The following is a 15,089-nucleotide window of genomic DNA, read 5'->3' as shown; positions in this document are numbered from 1 at the left end:
CAGTCCACCCGGAGCTCTCACCAGGGGAAATGTTCTATTGTTCAATGGTTGGTAGGTCATGTTGTCCGATCCGACAAGGGTGGTGCGGCATACTCGAACCATGACCGCATCCGCAGGTGCCACCCTCGGACGGTTACTGCTGGCCTTGGACCGCACAGTCGCCACGCTGTCGGTGGCGCCGACCGGGCTCGATGTCCGGGTGACGTCGGCGGCTCTGCTCGACGTCGACGACATCCGGCTCGGGTTGGGACGGGCGGCCCGCGGCGCCGATCTGTTCCTCTTCGTGGGCGTGCCCGACGACGCGGTCCTCACCTGGTTGTCGGGCCTGTCCGGTCAACAGCCGGTTGCCGTCTTCTGCAAGTCACCGTCGGATCGGGTGGTCTCCCGCGCCGAGGAGGCCGGGGTCGCGGTGGTCGCCGTCGACCCGCACGCACGGTGGGAACGGATCTATCACCTCGTGATGCGTGTCCTGGAATCGGATACCGACGGCTCCCTGATGGCCGGGGAATCGATGCGGTCGGGTACCACCGGGGACCTTTTCGACCTCGCCGCCGAGATCGCCCGCCGCACCGGTGGCCTGGTGAGCATCGAGGACGAACGTGCGCACGTGCTCGCCTACAGCAGGGCGGGCGACGAAGCCGACGAACTGCGCAGGTTGTCGATTCTGGGCCGGGAGGGTCCGCCGGAGATGATGGCCTGGTTGCGTGGCTGGGGTGTCATGGATGTCCTGCGGACCACGTCGGAGATCGTCGCCGTCGCCGAACATCCCGACCTGGGTGTCCGAGCGCGGCGGGCCGTGGCGATTCGCGGACCCGCAATGCAACGATCACCCGGCGAGTTCCTGGGTGTGGTCTGGCTGCAACGCGGTGCCACGGACTTCTCCCCGGACGTCGACGACATCCTCACCGGGGCCGCAGCCGTTGCGGCACGGGTGATCTCGCGCAGCCGCTCGGTGGGATCCGGCCACGACGAGGTGGTACGACGACTTCTGGGGGTTCGCGGTGAGGTGGTCGACGCGGAGTTCCTCGCGACGCAACTCGGCATCGATGTGGCTGCGTCGGTCGTCGTCGTCGGATTGGCAGCCGCGGATTCGTCCGGTTCCGATGACCCGAATCCATTCGGCTCATCGGGCGCGATATCCGCGTTGACGTTGCATGCGAGCGCGTTCAGCCCGCTGTCGGTGACGACCACCTCGGGTTCGCGGGCCTACGTGATGCTGCCCGAGGTGACGAGTCCGGGGGCGGTGACATGGGCACGCGCGACCCTCCTGGCGTCGCGTCGACAGTTCGGAGCGAGGTTGCGGGCGGTCGTCGCGGGCCCGGCGGACGGACTGCATGAGGTTCCTGCGCTCCGCGGGCAGGTGGACCGGGTGCTCGATGCGGCCGAGCGCGAGGGAGAACTGATCGACGAGGTGAGCACCGTCGAGCAGTCACAGACGGGCGTGCTGCTCGGCGAGATCGTGGCCCACCTGGCAGCCAACCCCGAGCTCGTCGACAGCCGCGTCACCGAGCTCGCCGATCTGGACGCGCGCTCCGGCAGTGCGTTCACCGAGTCGCTGCGCGCCTATCTCGATCATTTCGGCGATGTCCGCGCGGCCGCAACCGCGCTACACGTGCACCCGAACACCCTGCGCTACCGAATCCGTAGACTGCACAGCCTCACCGGCATGGATCTCGACGACCCGGCGACCCGGCTGGTCGTCGCGCTGTCCCTGCGAGCGACTTGATGACGGGAGCCGACCGATGAGCGACGACTTCGATGTCAACACCGTTCGCGAGGCGTTGCGCGTCGAACGCGAGGAGACGGTCGCGCTGATCGAGCAGATGGCGTCGCGACTCGACGCCGTCATCGAGGCGACCGCGGACTCGAGCTCCGACGACGAGCATGACCCGGAAGGGTCGACGCTCGCCGTCGAACGCGGCCACCTCGTGGCACAACTCGAGCGGTCTCGTGTTCGCCTCGACGAGCTCGATGCCGCCTTGATCCGGGCGGAGAGCGGCGACTATGGCATCTGTGAGATCTGTGGTGAACAGATCTCTGCCGCGCGTCTCGAGGCCTTACCGGCTGCCCGTCTCTGCATCACCTGCGCCACAAGGTATCCCACCCGCCGCTGGTGACTGTCGGCTCTCGCCCGCCGCGCCTGCCCGGAACGACGCCGACCGTGCCCACCATCAGGAGATGGGCACGGTCGGCGCGGTTCAGGACCTGGTCGGTGAGTCCGGGATCAGAGGATGGTGAGCATCTCGTGATAGGTCGGAAGCGGCCACAGGTCATCGGCGACCATGCTCTCGAGTTTGTCGGCGACCACCCGGACGTCATTCATCGCCGGGATCAGGGCCTTGAGCGCGCACTCGGCCTCGGCTTCGACGGTGTCCCCGTGGAAATCGTCGATGGCCTCCTCCAGGGTGAGCATCGCGGAGTACAGATCCTTGATGTTCTTGGTGACGGTGTGCATCAGCGGGTGATCGGTCTCGACGCCCGCAGCCTTGAGACTTGCTGCGGTGGCGGCCAATTCGCCCTGGTAGCGGTTGGCGGCTGGCAGGATCATCGTCTTCGCGATCTCGAGCGTCTCCTTGGCCTCGACGAGCAGGGCGAGCGCGTACTGCTCGAGGACGACCTCACGGCGTGCCTCCAGTTCGCGGTTGCTCAGGATGCCGTAGTCGCTCATCACCGACTTGATCGCCGGCTCCTCGAGCTGTGCCATCGCGTCGACGGTGGTACGCAGATTGAGCAGCCCGCGTGATGCCGCTTCCTCCTGCCACTCGTCGGAGTACCCGTTGCCGTTGAACACCACCTTGCCGTGTTCGACGATGATGTCCTCCAACAGCTTCTGCACAGCTGCGTTGAACTCGGTGCCGGCGCTGATCTCCTTCTCCAGGAAGGAGGCCACGTAGTCGAGGGACTCGGCCAGCATCGCGTTGATGGCGATCATCGGATCGGCGATCGACTGGTTGGAGCCCGGTGCGCGGAACTCGAAACGGTTGCCGGTGAAGGCGAACGGGCTCGTCCGGTTGCGGTCGCCGGCGTCGGCCTTCAACGGAGGAAGCGCGTCGACACCGAGTTCGAGGACACCGGACTGCTTGCTCGCCTTGGCGCCGCCCTTGGCGATCTGGTCGAACACGTCGGCGAGCTGATCGCCGAGGAAGATCGAGATGATCGCCGGCGGAGCCTCGTTCGCGCCGAGGCGATGGTCGTTGGACGCCGACGCGATGGACGCGCGCAGAAGGCCGCCGAACTTGTGCACACCGCGGATGATCGCGGCGCAGAACACGAGGAACTGCTCGTTCTCGTGCGGGGTGTCCCCGGGATTGAGCAGGTTGCCCTGGTTCGAGTTGCCCAGCGAGAAGTTGACGTGCTTGCCGGAGCCGTTGACGCCCTCGAAGGGCTTCTCGTGCAGCAGGCACACCATGCCGTAGCGCTCGGCCACCTTCTTCATCGTGGTCATCATCAGCTGCTGATGATCGTGCGCCAGATTGGACTTCTCGAAGACCGGTGCGATCTCGAACTGGCCCGGCGCAACCTCGTTGTGCCGCGTCTTGGCGGGGATGCCCTGCTTGAACAGCTCACGGTCGAGCTCGATCATGAACGCCAGCACACGGTCCGGGATGGCGCCGAAGTAGTGGTCGTCGAACTCCTGACCCTTCGACGGTTTCGCTCCGAACAGAGTGCGGTTGCTCGACATCAGGTCGGGTCGGGAGAAGTAGAAGTGGCGATCGATCAGGAAGTACTCCTGCTCGGCGCCGGCGTAGGACACGACGGTGTCGACGTCCTCGTGGCCGAAGAGCTTCAGCACCCGCATCGCCTGCTTGCTCATGGCCTGCTGGCTGCGCAAGAGCGGCGTCTTCTTGTCGAGGGCCTCACCCGTCCACGAGATGAAGATCGTCGGGATGCACAGCGTGTTCCCGTTCGGGTTCTCCAGGATGTAGGCGGGACTGGTCACGTCCCAGCCGGTGTAGCCGCGGGCCTCGAATGTGCCGCGCAGGCCACCGTTGGGGAAGCTCGATGCGTCGGGTTCACCTTGCAGCAGGGTCTTGCCCTGGAACTCGGCGAGCGACGCGCCACTCGAGTCGGGCTCCAGGAACGAGTCGTGCTTCTCGGCCGTGAACCCGGTGAGCGGATAGAAGACGTGGGCGTAGTGCGTCGCACCCTTCTCGATGGCCCAGTCCTTCATCGCCACCGCGACGTAGTCGGCCAGCGCCGGGTCCAGCGGGGCACCATTGTCGATGGTGGCCGAGACGGCCTTGAACACGTGCTTGGGCAGTCTGTTCTTCATCACCGTGAGTGTGAAGACGTTGCGGCCGAACGTGTCCGCCAGCGGTTCGGGAAATCCGTCCGTCTCCACCGCGTACGTCGTGACGGCTTCGATTGCTTGACGGCGAGACATGCTGCCACTCATGATCACTCCTGGGTTCGTCGCCCTGACGGCAGGGGTCACCGGCAAGGTCGTTGTGCGAGCGATACGACGCTATGAGCGCGAGGTACCTCAGCCATTTCCCGGATGTGACGGTCGTGAAAACACGTGTCGCTTGTGTGAATTCTGGGCGTTCAGTGGGTGACGCCCGCAGGCGTTCTACGCAGGATTCAGGCGGGGGGAGTTCTACGCAGGGGGATGCGCGGCCGGGCCACCAGCCATTTGCTCAGCGGGGTACGGAGCAGCAGGTCCACGAGCACCAGCGAAAGCGTCAACGTCACGACGACGAGGAGAATCGACCGGAGTACTGCGGAGTTGGGGAACCAATCGAACAAGGCGCTCATGAAGCCGAGTCTCGCCAAGATGTCGAGGATCAGCGGATGAACCGCGAACACCCCGAAGGCGCGCACCGTTGCGGCACTGACCACCTTCGCACCCACCGGCCTGCCGGCCGCACGGAGATCGTCCCACCCCATCGCGGCCAACCACAGCAGCGCGAGCCCGCCGAGCAACCACGGCAGCGTGGCGGGGTTCCACGGTGTGTTCGATTGGAGCGGGACGTGTCCGGGTGACGTGGCGAGCAGGTAGGCGCCGACACTGATGAACGTCCCGATGAGTCCCGCCACGATGACCCCGACGACGTGGTCGCGCAACCATCGCTCGACCGCCTCGTGGTGATAGGCGGCCAAGGCGCCGATGGCGACGAACAGCGCATACATCGGCAGTGTCTTCCAGAGGTTCTCGTACACCTGGAACCAGAACTCGCCGCCCGGCCGGGGGAGGTACTGGTAGACGACGAACATGGTGAGCTGTATCGCCGCGGCCACACCGAGCACTGCCCAATGTCGGTTCTCGGTCCGGCGCAACAGCCAGGCGATGGCCGGGAAGGCCAGATAGATCTGCATCGAGATCAGCAGGAAGTACAGCTGGTACTTGCCTTCACCGTCGATCATGTTGAGCGCGAGGTCGCCGACGAACTGCGACGGTGAGCCGAACGGGTTGCCCTGGATGACCAGATGATCGGTGACCGAGTAGATGAGGGTCCACAGCAGGTACGGCCACACCACGAGCCCGAATCGGCGCCGCCAGAACGTGCGCGGAGCCATCGGGCGGTCGCGGGTGCTGAGGACCAGCACGAACAGGGTCACCGCGACGAAGCCGTAGCGGGTGAGATGCAGCAGCGTGCCGACGAGGTTGCTCGCGCGGACCACGTCCGGGGCCGAGTTGATGCCGTGGATGCTGTGTGCGACGACGACGCCGGTGAACAACAGGACGCGGACGAGGTCGGCGGTATGTGCACGACTTCGCGTGGCCGCGGCGGACGTCCGAGCGGGTGCGACTGGCCGAGTGGACACCGGGGTCGACGACGCGGCCGCGGCCGGATCGGTCGTGTCCGGGTCCGCGGCGGTTCTGGCGGCGCCCTGCTGCAACGTGCACCCTCCTGCCGACGTTCTGATGGCAACCGTCGTGATGGCAACCGTCGCGCAGTGTACGGGCACTTCCTGGCAATCAGATCATCGAGCATCGAGGGGTGACCGCGACATCGCAGGTCAGCGCGGTCTCGCGGGTGATCGGTTATGGCGCGTGCCACACCTTCGTCCACCTCGACAGGCTCGCGTCTCGCGAGTGCCATTCGTCCCGCGCGAGAGGGATGGGTCTCGCGGGAGCGAAACGGACTCGCGGCGGCGAGGGTGGATCGGTGTCGTAGACTCTCGGTGTTGCGTCGCCGCGTCGGCGCCCGACGAGAGGGTGAACCCTCTCTCGCTCTCGTAGCTCAGGGGATAGAGCACGGCTCTCCTAAAGCCGGTGTCGCAGGTTCGAATCCTGCCGGGAGCACATAAACTGCAGGTCAGAGGCTATAAGCCTCTGGTCTGTTTATCGTCTCGGGACCCATATCCGCCACTTACTCTCCACTTTCGTTCACGAAGGTGGCGTCGAGACGCGACCCCCGCCCCATTGAGCGTTCGATTTTTTCGAATTACAGTTGAGGCATGGCCGCACCCGTTGATCACACTGTTCTGCCATCGGAAGAGAAGGACGATCTCCGAACGCTGCAGTCGCTCGCCCGGGTCCTGGCCTCGGATGGTCCCGTGATTCTGTCGCTGGCGGGCAGCGAGGAAGTGCGGATCCCTGACAGCGTTCGCATACTGCTTCAGCAGGTCGTTGATGCCCTGGGCGAGCAGAAGGCTGTCACGCTCTCGGAGCAGAACACGCTCCTCACAACACAGGAGGCTGCTGAGCTACTCGGCGTCTCTCGCCCGACTGTGGTCCGGCTACTCAAGACCAATGCAATCCCGTACACACAGCCGAACCGGCACCGCAGAATTCGATTGCAGGATCTCCTCGAATATCAGCGGCAGGCATCCGCTCGGCGTCGCGAGGTTCTCGACGAGATGACCAAGGAAGCGCAGGACGGCAACATGTACCGCACCGTCAACGGCTTCGTTACGACCCGCTAGGGACAGCCGAGAGTCAATGCCGCTTCGTGTTGTGCTTGATGCTTGCGTGCTACTGCCCTACCAGCTGTCTGACACGTTGCTCCGCTTGGCAGAGGCCGAACTCTATACGCCACTCTGGTCCACGGCGATCCTCGACGAAGTCGAACGGAACCTCATCGTGAAGTTCGGTGTTGAACCAGCGAAGGCTCGACGGAGAGTCGGCCAGATGCAGAAGGCGTTTCCTCATGCGATGGTCACCGGCTGGGAGTCCCTTGAGGCAGCGATGATCAACGATCCGAAGGATCGTCACGTGGTCGCGGCGGCGGTGCAGGGCGGTGCCGCCCTGATCGTCACCGCTAATCTCAAGGACTTCTCCCGCTCCGCTCTCGAGCCCTACGACATCGAGGCGATCCACCCTGACGAGTTCCTGCAGGACCAATACGATCTCGAGCCCGAGGCGACGCTGCAGGCCCTGCGTGACCAACGTGCCGCATACACTCACCCGGCGCTGTCTATCAACGAGTTCCATCGAATCCTCGCCGAGACCGTTTCGGAATTCGCCGCTCTGGTGAAAGCAGCAGAGACCTCTAGGTCGGCGACAGCGATGGAAATGGGCATGCCACTCCCGCTGGAGGTGACCAGCGACGAAGAAGCAATGAAGGCATTCTTTCCCGACGGAGATCCATCGCCGCTCACTCCACTCGGCGCAGCGTGGATGTGGTGGTTCTCTTTGCTCCACATCGACGAGTACGACACCGCGTTGCGCAATCTCACCTACAACCCTGACGTATGGGATTTTCACGAGGTTGCTGCTGACCTGGACGACTGGTCGATGATGCAATTCGTCGACCGGTGTCCGGACGCGCCCGACGAGATTGCCTACGTCAAGTTCATGCCGAGCACAGGCTCATCATTGAGGGCGTTTGGTGAAGCGGCTGTGCCGGAGGTCAAGGTGCTGACCGTCGTGTGTGCGGACAGCCAGTGGTATGTGTGGGGAATATCCGATAACTACTATCCTTCGGTGGAACAAGTCAAGGGAGCGTAAGCGGCTTGCCGCTCAGCCATTCTCAGTAGGTCGAAACGGGGTCGAGGCTCACCGATTCTGCACCGGTGACTTCGAATCCTGCCGGGAGGATCATCACGTATTGTCGGCGGCCGCCGAATCCTCGCGGGTCGATCGCGTGCCCCCGGGATGCTCGTCCGTCGAGATCGTCAGGGCGGCCACCACGACTCCGACCACGACTCCGATCAACGTGTCGGCGACACGATCGACCGCCGCGTCGGCACTGAGGCCGGCGCCCAGTGCGGTGAGCAGCAATGCCATCGGCGTGACTGCCATGGACGTGACCGCGTAGTTCACCGGTGCCCAGATCTCGGCGGTGATCAGGCATGCCACGATCGCGGCCACCGAACCCCAGTAGCCGACGCCCGACATGAGCAGGCCGGCCCCGATGAGCGCGCCGACGGCACTGCCCAGCAGCCGCTGGACACCGCGCTGCACGGTGAGGTGGTAGGAGAGTCCCTGCATGGCGGCCAGCGCTCCGAGGGCGGCCCACATCGGATGTGCGAAGCCGACCCACGCGGCGATCGCGGCACTCAGCGCGGTCGCACCGACGATCCGCACACTGTTGTTCAGCAGGTCGACTGGGGGCCGTCTCACCAGGATGACCCAGCTCGATTCGTGGGGGGCGTTGGTGTCGGGGCGCCCGCGCACTCGTCGCCACAGATCAGGCGCCAAGGAGGCCACGACACCGGCGACCGCGCCGAGAGAGGTGGCGGCGACCGCCACCGCGAGATCTGCCGCGTCGCGGGTGAACACGGTTGCCGCAGTGGCCGCGAAGACGAACACCACCGCTCCCGGTCCGGTCACCTGCAGCGCGGCCACGCCGAGCGCGACCAGCCCGCCGAGCAGGGAGAGTGTCGCGATCTCCACCGTCAACGGAGCAGCGGTGAGACCGAGGACCGCGCCGATGGCCACGGAGGCGACGATGCCGATTCCCAGGGCCGTGAGTCGCTCGGCGCGCACCCGGTACGGCGCAGTGCGGCAGAACGCGGCGACGAGCGCGCCGAGGGCGGCGAGTCCGGCGACTCCGTGATGGCCGAGGAGGCCGCCGACGACGAGGGTGCTCCCGACCGCGACGCCGACGCGTACGGGCGCGGCGAGGGCCAGACGGTCGACGTCGGCTACCAGCGCCGAACGCCACACCGACGGTCGCAGCGCCAACGTGAGCGCAGTCCGACGCTGACGCGCGTGTCCGACGAGGTCTGTACTCACGGTCGGATACTTTACCACTATTTCATTAGTAAAATAACTGGATGATCGAGGGTCGCGCCTACGATGTCCCATGTGACCGGCCCAGACACGTCTGATCTCGTCGAACGCATCCAACAGGAGTGGGCGCAGGCGTACCCGGACCTCGACGTCGCGCCCATCGGAATCCTCGGTCGCATCCAGTTCATCGCCGCCCGGAGCAGCCACCGACTCGACCGTCGTCTCGAGCCGCACGGGGTCACCCGATCGGAATACGACGTGCTCGGCGCCCTCGCGCGGTCGCCCAACCCGCTCCGGGCGAGTGAAGTGGTGTCGACGACGATGCTCAGCGGCGCATCCATCACCAAGATCACCGAGAACCTGGCCCGCCGGGGGCTACTGGTCCGCCGAAAGTCCGAGCGCGACGGCCGCGTGGTCCTCCTGGAACCGACCGACGCCGGACGGGAACTGGTCGAGACGGAACTCCCGCGGCGCCTCGCCGACGACGAGGCGGCCCTGTCCGGGCTGAGTCCGGCGGAACGGGAATCGCTGGCCGAGCTGCTCCGGAAGGTGTCGGCGGCGGTGCACATCTGAGCATCGTCGCCGGTCGGCGACGACGGCGGGCATAGTGGACGCATGGAGCTCTACGACGTCATGCGGACCACGTTCGCCGCACGCGAGTTCACCGATGATCCGCTGCCCGACGACACGCTGCGTCGCATCCTCGACAACGCGCGATTCGCGCCGAGCGGAGGCAACCGGCAGGCGGCGCACATCGTGGTGGTGCGTGATCCGGACACCAAGCGCAGACTCGCCGCCTTGGGCGAGTCGACGGTCCGACGCTATGTGGCGCAACGAGTCGCCGGTGAGAACCCATGGAATCCGGTGATTCCCACCGCCGTTCCCGATTCCGTCATCGAAACAACCGCAGTGCCGGACAGTTTCGTCGAACCCATCCGGACGGCACCGGTCGTGTTGGTCGTATCCGTCGACATGCGACGGGTCGCCGCCGTCGACCAGTATCTCGACCGCGTCGGCCTGGTCAGCGGCGCCAGTGTCTATCCACTGGTGTGGAACATCTTGCTCGGTGCCAGGGCCGAGGGCTTCGGCGGCACCATCACGTCGATGGCGGTGGCGCAGGAACCCGCGGTACGTGACCTGTTGCACCTGCCGGCCGAACACGCTGTCGCGGCGGTGGTCCCGATCGGGAAACCGGTAAAGCAGCTGACGCGACTGCGCCGTCAGCCCGTCGACGACTTCGTCACCGTGGACTCCTTCGACGGGGCGGCGTTGGGCTGACCGGCCCCGGACGCACCGACGCGACTGCTGCGAGCACCCCGACGCCGGCGAGTGTGGCGAAGCCGAACGTCAGGAAACGCGCCGACGTCACATACGGTTCGGCGCCCGCCCCGACCGTCGCGCCGACACTCACCAGAAGCCCGGCCATCGCCGACCCGACCGCGTTGGCGATCATCTGCACAGTGTTCACGCCCGCCGAGGCGCGTGCCGCTTCGGTGTCGTCGCGGGTGATCGTCATCGCGGCGGTCGCGATGTGCGGGAAGGCCATCCCGATGCCGGTCCCGGCGATGAACAAGGCGACGAACCATCCGGCGACCCCGATCCCACTCGACACGAACTGCAGAATCCCGTAGCCCGCCAGGCCAACCCCCAGGATCGCCGGTCCGACGACGCGGACCACCGCGGTCGCTGATCCGTGCACCCAGGTGGTGCTCACGAGCTGAGCACTCGACCATCCCCACGACAGGGCTGCTCCGAGCATTCCGGCGACGAGTGGATCCATCCCCGCGATCTGTTGGCCGAACAGCGGGATGAATGCCTCCGCGGTGGAGCCGACGGCGAGAACCGCGATCGACACGTAGATCCACTTCAGCGGGTTCCGCCTCGCATATGTCAGTCGCGGGAACAGTCCGTTCGACGTGCGCCGATCGACCGCGACGAAGACGACAGCCAGTCCGCCGGCGAGTGCGACGAGGGTGAGCGGGACCCGGATTCCGTCGATCACCCCGGCCACCGACACGGCAACCGTGGCGCCCACCAGCCACGCCAGGGAAGCCCACGGCACAGACTCGGCGCCGGCACCGTCGCGCCGCCGCGTCGGAAGAGCGCGCAGTAGGCCGGTCATCAGCGTGGCGACGATGACGAGCAGCCAGAACGACCCCCGCCAGAATCCGATCTGGGCGAAGAATCCGCCCAGCACAGGACCGATCAGGTTGCCCACACCCCACATCGCGGACGCGAACCCCACCGCCCTGACCCACAGGCGTTCGGGCAGCGCCACGCGGATCACCGCGAACGACAGCCCGGTCAGCAACCCACCGCCCAGGCCCTGCACGCCCCGGCCGACGAGCATGACCGCCATGACCGGGCTGATCGCACACACGAATGAACCGAGCGCGAAGAGTCCGAAACCGAGCAGATAGGCGCCGCGAGCACCCCACCGGGACAGCGTCCGTGCGACGAGCATGGACGAGAACACCGACGTGATCAGAAAGACCGTCATCACCCAGGCGTAGAGCCGTTGGCCTCCGATCTCGGCGACGGCGCTCGGCAGGGAGGCCGCCGTCAGGTACGTGTTGATGGCGAAGACGGCGATCCCGCCGGCGAACACGGTGACCGCCGCGCGATGACCACGGTCGAACAACTCACGCCACGTTCCGGATGTGGCAGAGTCGGAACCGCCGGAATCCGGATGCGATGAAGGATCCTGTTCCGGCATGCTCCGACGAGTAGCGCCCCACACCGGGCGTGGTCAAGTGACTCGACGGGCGTCTCGGGTCGGACGCATACTCGGGTCAGATACACGGTTGGTCAGAGACACTGGGAGGAAACAACTGTGGCGACAATTCGCCATCGGTCCGCGGTCGCCGTATCGCGAGATCGCGTCTTTGCGTACGTGAACGATTATCGGAACGTTCCGAAGTTCTTCTTCGGTGTCAGCAGATTCGAACCGGTGACCGACGCGACCGATGGTGTCGGGTCGCGATTCGCGACGACGCTGAAGGTCGGTCCCAAAACCCTCTCCTCGACGGTCGAGACCGTGGAATGGGTGGAGAACGAGGTCATCCGACTCGAAGCCGTGGAGGGATTCTCGGCCAACACGACGTGGCGGTTCACCGACAAGGACGGTGGCACCGAGGTGGACGTCGACTTCGACTACACCCTGCCCGGCGGATTCGCCGGCCGCGCGCTCGGCGGCATCATCGAACCCTTCGCCGGCCAGGCAGTTCGGCAGACGGACAAGAATCTCACCGAGCAGGTCTCGCGGCTCGCCTGAGCACTATTCGATGGTTGCGGCGGAATCGCCGCGAAATTGATTTCCGGCACGGAATCGGAGAATCCGCGGACGTCTCGACGTACATTCGTGACCAGGCGATTCTCCTGTTCGAAAATGGTTTCCCGCGCGTTGCGCCTTTGCCGACCGTTCATCGGTGTATGTTCAATTGTCGATTGAGTCATATCGGTACATTGGGCGGTTTGCACCGCCTCGGACGACAGGTGCGGCCACAACTGCGATGACGACAGGTCGAGGTGCCATGACGACGACTACACGCAGACGGGCACGGTACGGGGTAGCTCTCGGCATCCTCGCATTGGCGGGTTCTGCTCTCCTGGCGACGCCGACGGCAGCTGCCGATCCGCAGAGCGACGCCCAGGCGGCGATCGCCGAACTCTCCGACCAGATCGACAGCGGGGACGTGGACGGTGGCCGCGCAGGCAGCGGCCTCGGCGACGAAGAGGGCTCGCTCGAAGCGGTCGGCGACGGCTATCAGCAAGACTTCGCCAACGGGACAGTGTTCTGGTCACCCGACAACGGTGCCCGGGTGCTCTACGGCGCCATCCTGAGCAAGTACGACGACGAGGGCGGTCCGACCGGCAGCCTCGGCTTCCCGGCCTCGAATGAAGCACCTGCCGGCGACGGCTCGTCGGCCCGTGTCGCAGAGTTCGCCGCTGCCGACCAACCGCAAATCTACTGGACCCCCGATGACGGGGCGTGGGTGGTGCGCGGGCCGTTCACCGTCGCGACCGACGAGCTGGGCGGCGAACTGGGCGCGCCGACAGCCGACATGACGAGGTCCGGTGACGTGATGTCGCAGGAATTCGCGAACGGGACCATCACCTACGACACCGCTTCCGGCGAATGGACCAGCTCGCCCGACGACGGTTGGGCCGACCAACTCGCCGGGTCGCCGGTTCCCGGAACCGCAGATCCGTCCGACGTCGGAGCGTCGAGCGCCGACACGAACGCCACCGACGACGCCACCGAGGGCAGCAGCTGGTGGTGGCTTCTGATCCCGTTCCTGATCATTCTCGTGGGGCTACTGCTGATCTGGCTCTTCCGGAAGTTCGGACAGCCGGTCGGCGCCCGCGATCAACACGCCGACGCTACGGGCGCCGCAGACCGATCAGAGACCACTGGGCCGGATGGCGCGACCGCCGGACTGATGGGTGCGGCGGCAGCCGGAACCGTTGCGGGCGGCGCAGCAATCGCGGCCAACCGGCCAGACGCGGAAGACGCCGACGCGATACCGGCAGACGAAGTGCCAGGCGACGAATCGGAGTCGGCCGATGCAGAGCCCGGCGCCGAGGGAGGGGCCACCGATTCGACGGACGAGCCCGTCCCGGACGAACCCGCCGACGACGCGGCGATGGTCCTCCCGGACGCCGAGGTCGCCGACGCCGGGACCGAATCCGGCGTGCCGGTCGCTGCCGTCGGATCGACCACAGCCGCAGCGCCTCTCACCGACGAGACGATGCCGCTGTCGCTCGAGGAGTTGATGGCCGAGGACATCTCCGAAGTGATGTCGCCGCCCGACGATGCCGAGTTGGGGATGGGCGACACGTCGCACCACGCGTCGGGTGACGGCGTCGGGTCCTACTATCGCAACGGTGAGAAGCTGCCGGTCCCGTTGGGTGCGCACCTGCCCCTCGACGGTGACGACCCGGCGCCGGAGGGTTATCCGGTGAAGGCGGATGTCGCCGCGGGCGTCTACCACACTCCCGACCAGGCCTCCTACGACGACGTCGTGCCGGAGATCTGGTTCGCCAGCGAATCGGCCGCCGAATCGGCCCATTTCCGCAGGGCCGACGCCGACTGACCGAACGGACTCGTCGACGCGCTACGGTGTTCGACGTGGCTTCATCACAATCTGCACCGTCGAAATCCCAGGTCGTCCTGGTCACCGGGGCCTCGAGCGGTATCGGCGCCGAGGTCGCACGGCAGTTCGTCCAACGCGGGCACACCGTGTACGGCACCACTCGCCACCCGGAGAACGTCGCCGATCCGATCCGTGGGGTCAACTATGTGCGGCTCGACAACGCCGACTACGACAGCGCCGCTCAGTGCGTGGCGAAGATCGGTGTGATCGACATCGTGATCAACAACGCGGGGGAGAGCCAGGCGGGCGCCCTCGAGGACACGTCGATGGAAGCGATCGAGAAGCTGTTCGCGGTCAACGTATTCGGGCCGATCGCACTCACGAAAGCGGTGCTGCCGGGTATGCGCGAACGCGGTACCGGCACCGTCGTCATGGTGGGGTCGATGCTGTCGAGCTTCCCGGTCGCATTCCGATCGAACTATGCGGCAACGAAATCGGCCCTCAAGGCATTCGCGCTCGCCACGCGCCGGGAGGTGGCGCCGTACGGAATCCGGATGATCTCGGTCGAACCCGGAACGATCGCGACCGGGATCGGCGACCGGCGGAGCATCCACATCGGCGACGGTTCCCCGTATGCCGACGAATACGAAACGCTGGCGTCGGCCACCCGCACCAACGAGGACGCCGGCATCGGGGCCGCCACCATGGCCCGCGTCATCGTCGACGCCGCCCTCGCCGAACATCCGAAGCCGTTCTACGCCAAAGGCAATCAGGCCGGCATCGTCTTCGCTCTGCGCCGGCTGTTGCCCCGTCAACTGATCCTGGACATGACCGCACGCAAGCACGGCCTGCCCCGGGTCCGGGTCTAACCG

13 protein-coding genes and 1 tRNA gene are annotated in these 15,089 nt (G+C 66.0%); 10 read left to right on the top strand and 4 right to left on the bottom strand.

Annotated elements, in window-relative coordinates; all coding sequences use genetic code 11:
- Nucleotides 1-100: 100 nt before the first annotated feature.
- Nucleotides 101-1,726 carry a PucR family transcriptional regulator gene (locus VZC37_RS02690; RefSeq protein WP_330430869.1) on the top strand — a complete coding sequence of 542 codons (1,626 nt, stop codon included), beginning with the start codon at nt 101-103 and terminating at the stop codon, nt 1,724-1,726.
- Nucleotides 1,727-1,742: 16 nt separating this feature from the next.
- Nucleotides 1,743-2,117 (top strand): TraR/DksA family transcriptional regulator, encoded by a 375-nt coding sequence (locus tag VZC37_RS02685; RefSeq protein WP_330430868.1) that lies wholly within the window; start codon nt 1,743-1,745, stop codon nt 2,115-2,117.
- A 107-nt stretch (nt 2,118-2,224) separates the two neighbouring features.
- On the opposite strand, the gene VZC37_RS02680 is transcribed toward VZC37_RS02685, so the two are convergent.
- The gene (locus tag VZC37_RS02680; protein WP_330430867.1) at nt 2,225-4,396 is read right to left on the bottom strand and encodes a glutamine synthetase III family protein; all 2,172 of its coding nucleotides are present in this window, start codon (nt 4,394-4,396) and stop codon (nt 2,225-2,227) included.
- A 185-nt stretch (nt 4,397-4,581) separates the two neighbouring features.
- A complete protein-coding gene (locus VZC37_RS02675; protein WP_431309308.1) occupies nt 4,582-5,841 on the bottom strand; it encodes an acyltransferase in 1,260 nt (419 codons plus the stop codon).
- A 333-nt stretch (nt 5,842-6,174) separates the two neighbouring features.
- On the opposite strand from VZC37_RS02675, the gene VZC37_RS02670 reads away from it, so the two are divergent.
- The 3 genes from VZC37_RS02670 (at nt 6,175) to VZC37_RS02660 (ending at nt 7,894) form a co-directional block, all read left to right on the top strand.
- Nucleotides 6,175-6,247, top strand: a tRNA-Arg gene (locus VZC37_RS02670).
- A 155-nt stretch (nt 6,248-6,402) separates the two neighbouring features.
- The gene (locus VZC37_RS02665) at nt 6,403-6,870 is read left to right on the top strand and encodes a helix-turn-helix domain-containing protein (RefSeq protein WP_330430866.1); all 468 of its coding nucleotides are present in this window, start codon (nt 6,403-6,405) and stop codon (nt 6,868-6,870) included.
- Between the two features lie 16 nt (nt 6,871-6,886).
- Nucleotides 6,887-7,894 carry a PIN domain-containing protein gene (locus VZC37_RS02660; RefSeq protein WP_330430865.1) on the top strand — a complete coding sequence of 336 codons (1,008 nt, stop codon included), beginning with the start codon at nt 6,887-6,889 and terminating at the stop codon, nt 7,892-7,894.
- Nucleotides 7,895-7,987: 93 nt separating this feature from the next.
- Here the strand turns inward: VZC37_RS02660 and VZC37_RS02655 are convergent, their stop codons facing one another.
- Entirely contained in the window at nt 7,988-9,124 is a 1,137-nt protein-coding gene (locus VZC37_RS02655; protein ID WP_330430864.1) for an FUSC family protein, read from the bottom strand.
- Nucleotides 9,125-9,187: 63 nt separating this feature from the next.
- Between VZC37_RS02655 and VZC37_RS02650 the strand changes: the two genes are divergently transcribed.
- Nucleotides 9,188-9,694: a MarR family winged helix-turn-helix transcriptional regulator gene (locus VZC37_RS02650; RefSeq protein ID WP_330430863.1), complete on the top strand. Its 507-nt coding sequence runs from the start codon at nt 9,188-9,190 to the stop codon at nt 9,692-9,694.
- Between the two features lie 42 nt (nt 9,695-9,736).
- The gene (locus VZC37_RS02645; protein WP_330430862.1) at nt 9,737-10,399 is read left to right on the top strand and encodes a nitroreductase family protein; all 663 of its coding nucleotides are present in this window, start codon (nt 9,737-9,739) and stop codon (nt 10,397-10,399) included.
- Here VZC37_RS02645 and VZC37_RS02640 read toward each other — a convergent pair.
- Nucleotides 10,362-11,837: an MFS transporter gene (locus VZC37_RS02640; protein WP_330430861.1), complete on the bottom strand. Its 1,476-nt coding sequence runs from the start codon at nt 11,835-11,837 to the stop codon at nt 10,362-10,364. The genes VZC37_RS02645 and VZC37_RS02640 overlap by 38 nt on opposite strands.
- Nucleotides 11,838-11,954: 117 nt before the next feature.
- Here VZC37_RS02640 and VZC37_RS02635 point away from each other — a divergent pair, with 117 nt between their 5' ends.
- The 3 genes from VZC37_RS02635 to VZC37_RS02625 all read left to right on the top strand — a co-directional run bounded on the left by VZC37_RS02635 (nt 11,955) and on the right by VZC37_RS02625 (nt 15,086).
- A complete protein-coding gene (locus VZC37_RS02635; RefSeq protein ID WP_330430860.1) occupies nt 11,955-12,395 on the top strand; it encodes an SRPBCC family protein in 441 nt (146 codons plus the stop codon).
- A 259-nt stretch (nt 12,396-12,654) separates the two neighbouring features.
- Nucleotides 12,655-14,217: an LGFP repeat-containing protein gene (locus tag VZC37_RS02630; protein ID WP_330430859.1), complete on the top strand. Its 1,563-nt coding sequence runs from the start codon at nt 12,655-12,657 to the stop codon at nt 14,215-14,217.
- Between the two features lie 35 nt (nt 14,218-14,252).
- Nucleotides 14,253-15,086 carry an SDR family oxidoreductase gene (locus VZC37_RS02625; RefSeq protein ID WP_330430858.1) on the top strand — a complete coding sequence of 278 codons (834 nt, stop codon included), beginning with the start codon at nt 14,253-14,255 and terminating at the stop codon, nt 15,084-15,086.
- Nucleotides 15,087-15,089 lie beyond the last annotated feature (3 nt).

The sequence above is a fragment of the Gordonia sesuvii genome (assembly GCF_036350415.1).
Lineage (GTDB): Bacteria > Actinomycetota > Actinomycetes > Mycobacteriales > Mycobacteriaceae > Gordonia > Gordonia sesuvii.
This window is presented reverse-complemented; position numbering and strand designations above follow the sequence as displayed.

What these genes read in the sequence shown, in the direction of transcription:
- VZC37_RS02690 (WP_330430869.1), top strand. Translation starts at nt 101, where the DNA reads ATGACCGCATCCGCAGGTGCCACCCTCGGACGGTTACTGCTGGCCTTG.
- VZC37_RS02685 (WP_330430868.1), top strand. Translation starts at nt 1,743, where the DNA reads ATGAGCGACGACTTCGATGTCAACACCGTTCGCGAGGCGTTGCGCGTC.
- VZC37_RS02680 (WP_330430867.1), bottom strand. Translation starts at nt 4,396, where the DNA reads ATGAGTGGCAGCATGTCTCGCCGTCAAGCAATCGAAGCCGTCACGACG.
- VZC37_RS02665 (WP_330430866.1), top strand. Translation starts at nt 6,403, where the DNA reads ATGGCCGCACCCGTTGATCACACTGTTCTGCCATCGGAAGAGAAGGAC.
- VZC37_RS02660 (WP_330430865.1), top strand. Translation starts at nt 6,887, where the DNA reads ATGCCGCTTCGTGTTGTGCTTGATGCTTGCGTGCTACTGCCCTACCAG.
- VZC37_RS02650 (WP_330430863.1), top strand. Translation starts at nt 9,188, where the DNA reads ATGTCCCATGTGACCGGCCCAGACACGTCTGATCTCGTCGAACGCATC.
- VZC37_RS02645 (WP_330430862.1), top strand. Translation starts at nt 9,737, where the DNA reads ATGGAGCTCTACGACGTCATGCGGACCACGTTCGCCGCACGCGAGTTC.
- VZC37_RS02640 (WP_330430861.1), bottom strand. Translation starts at nt 11,837, where the DNA reads ATGCCGGAACAGGATCCTTCATCGCATCCGGATTCCGGCGGTTCCGAC.
- VZC37_RS02630 (WP_330430859.1), top strand. Translation starts at nt 12,655, where the DNA reads ATGACGACGACTACACGCAGACGGGCACGGTACGGGGTAGCTCTCGGC.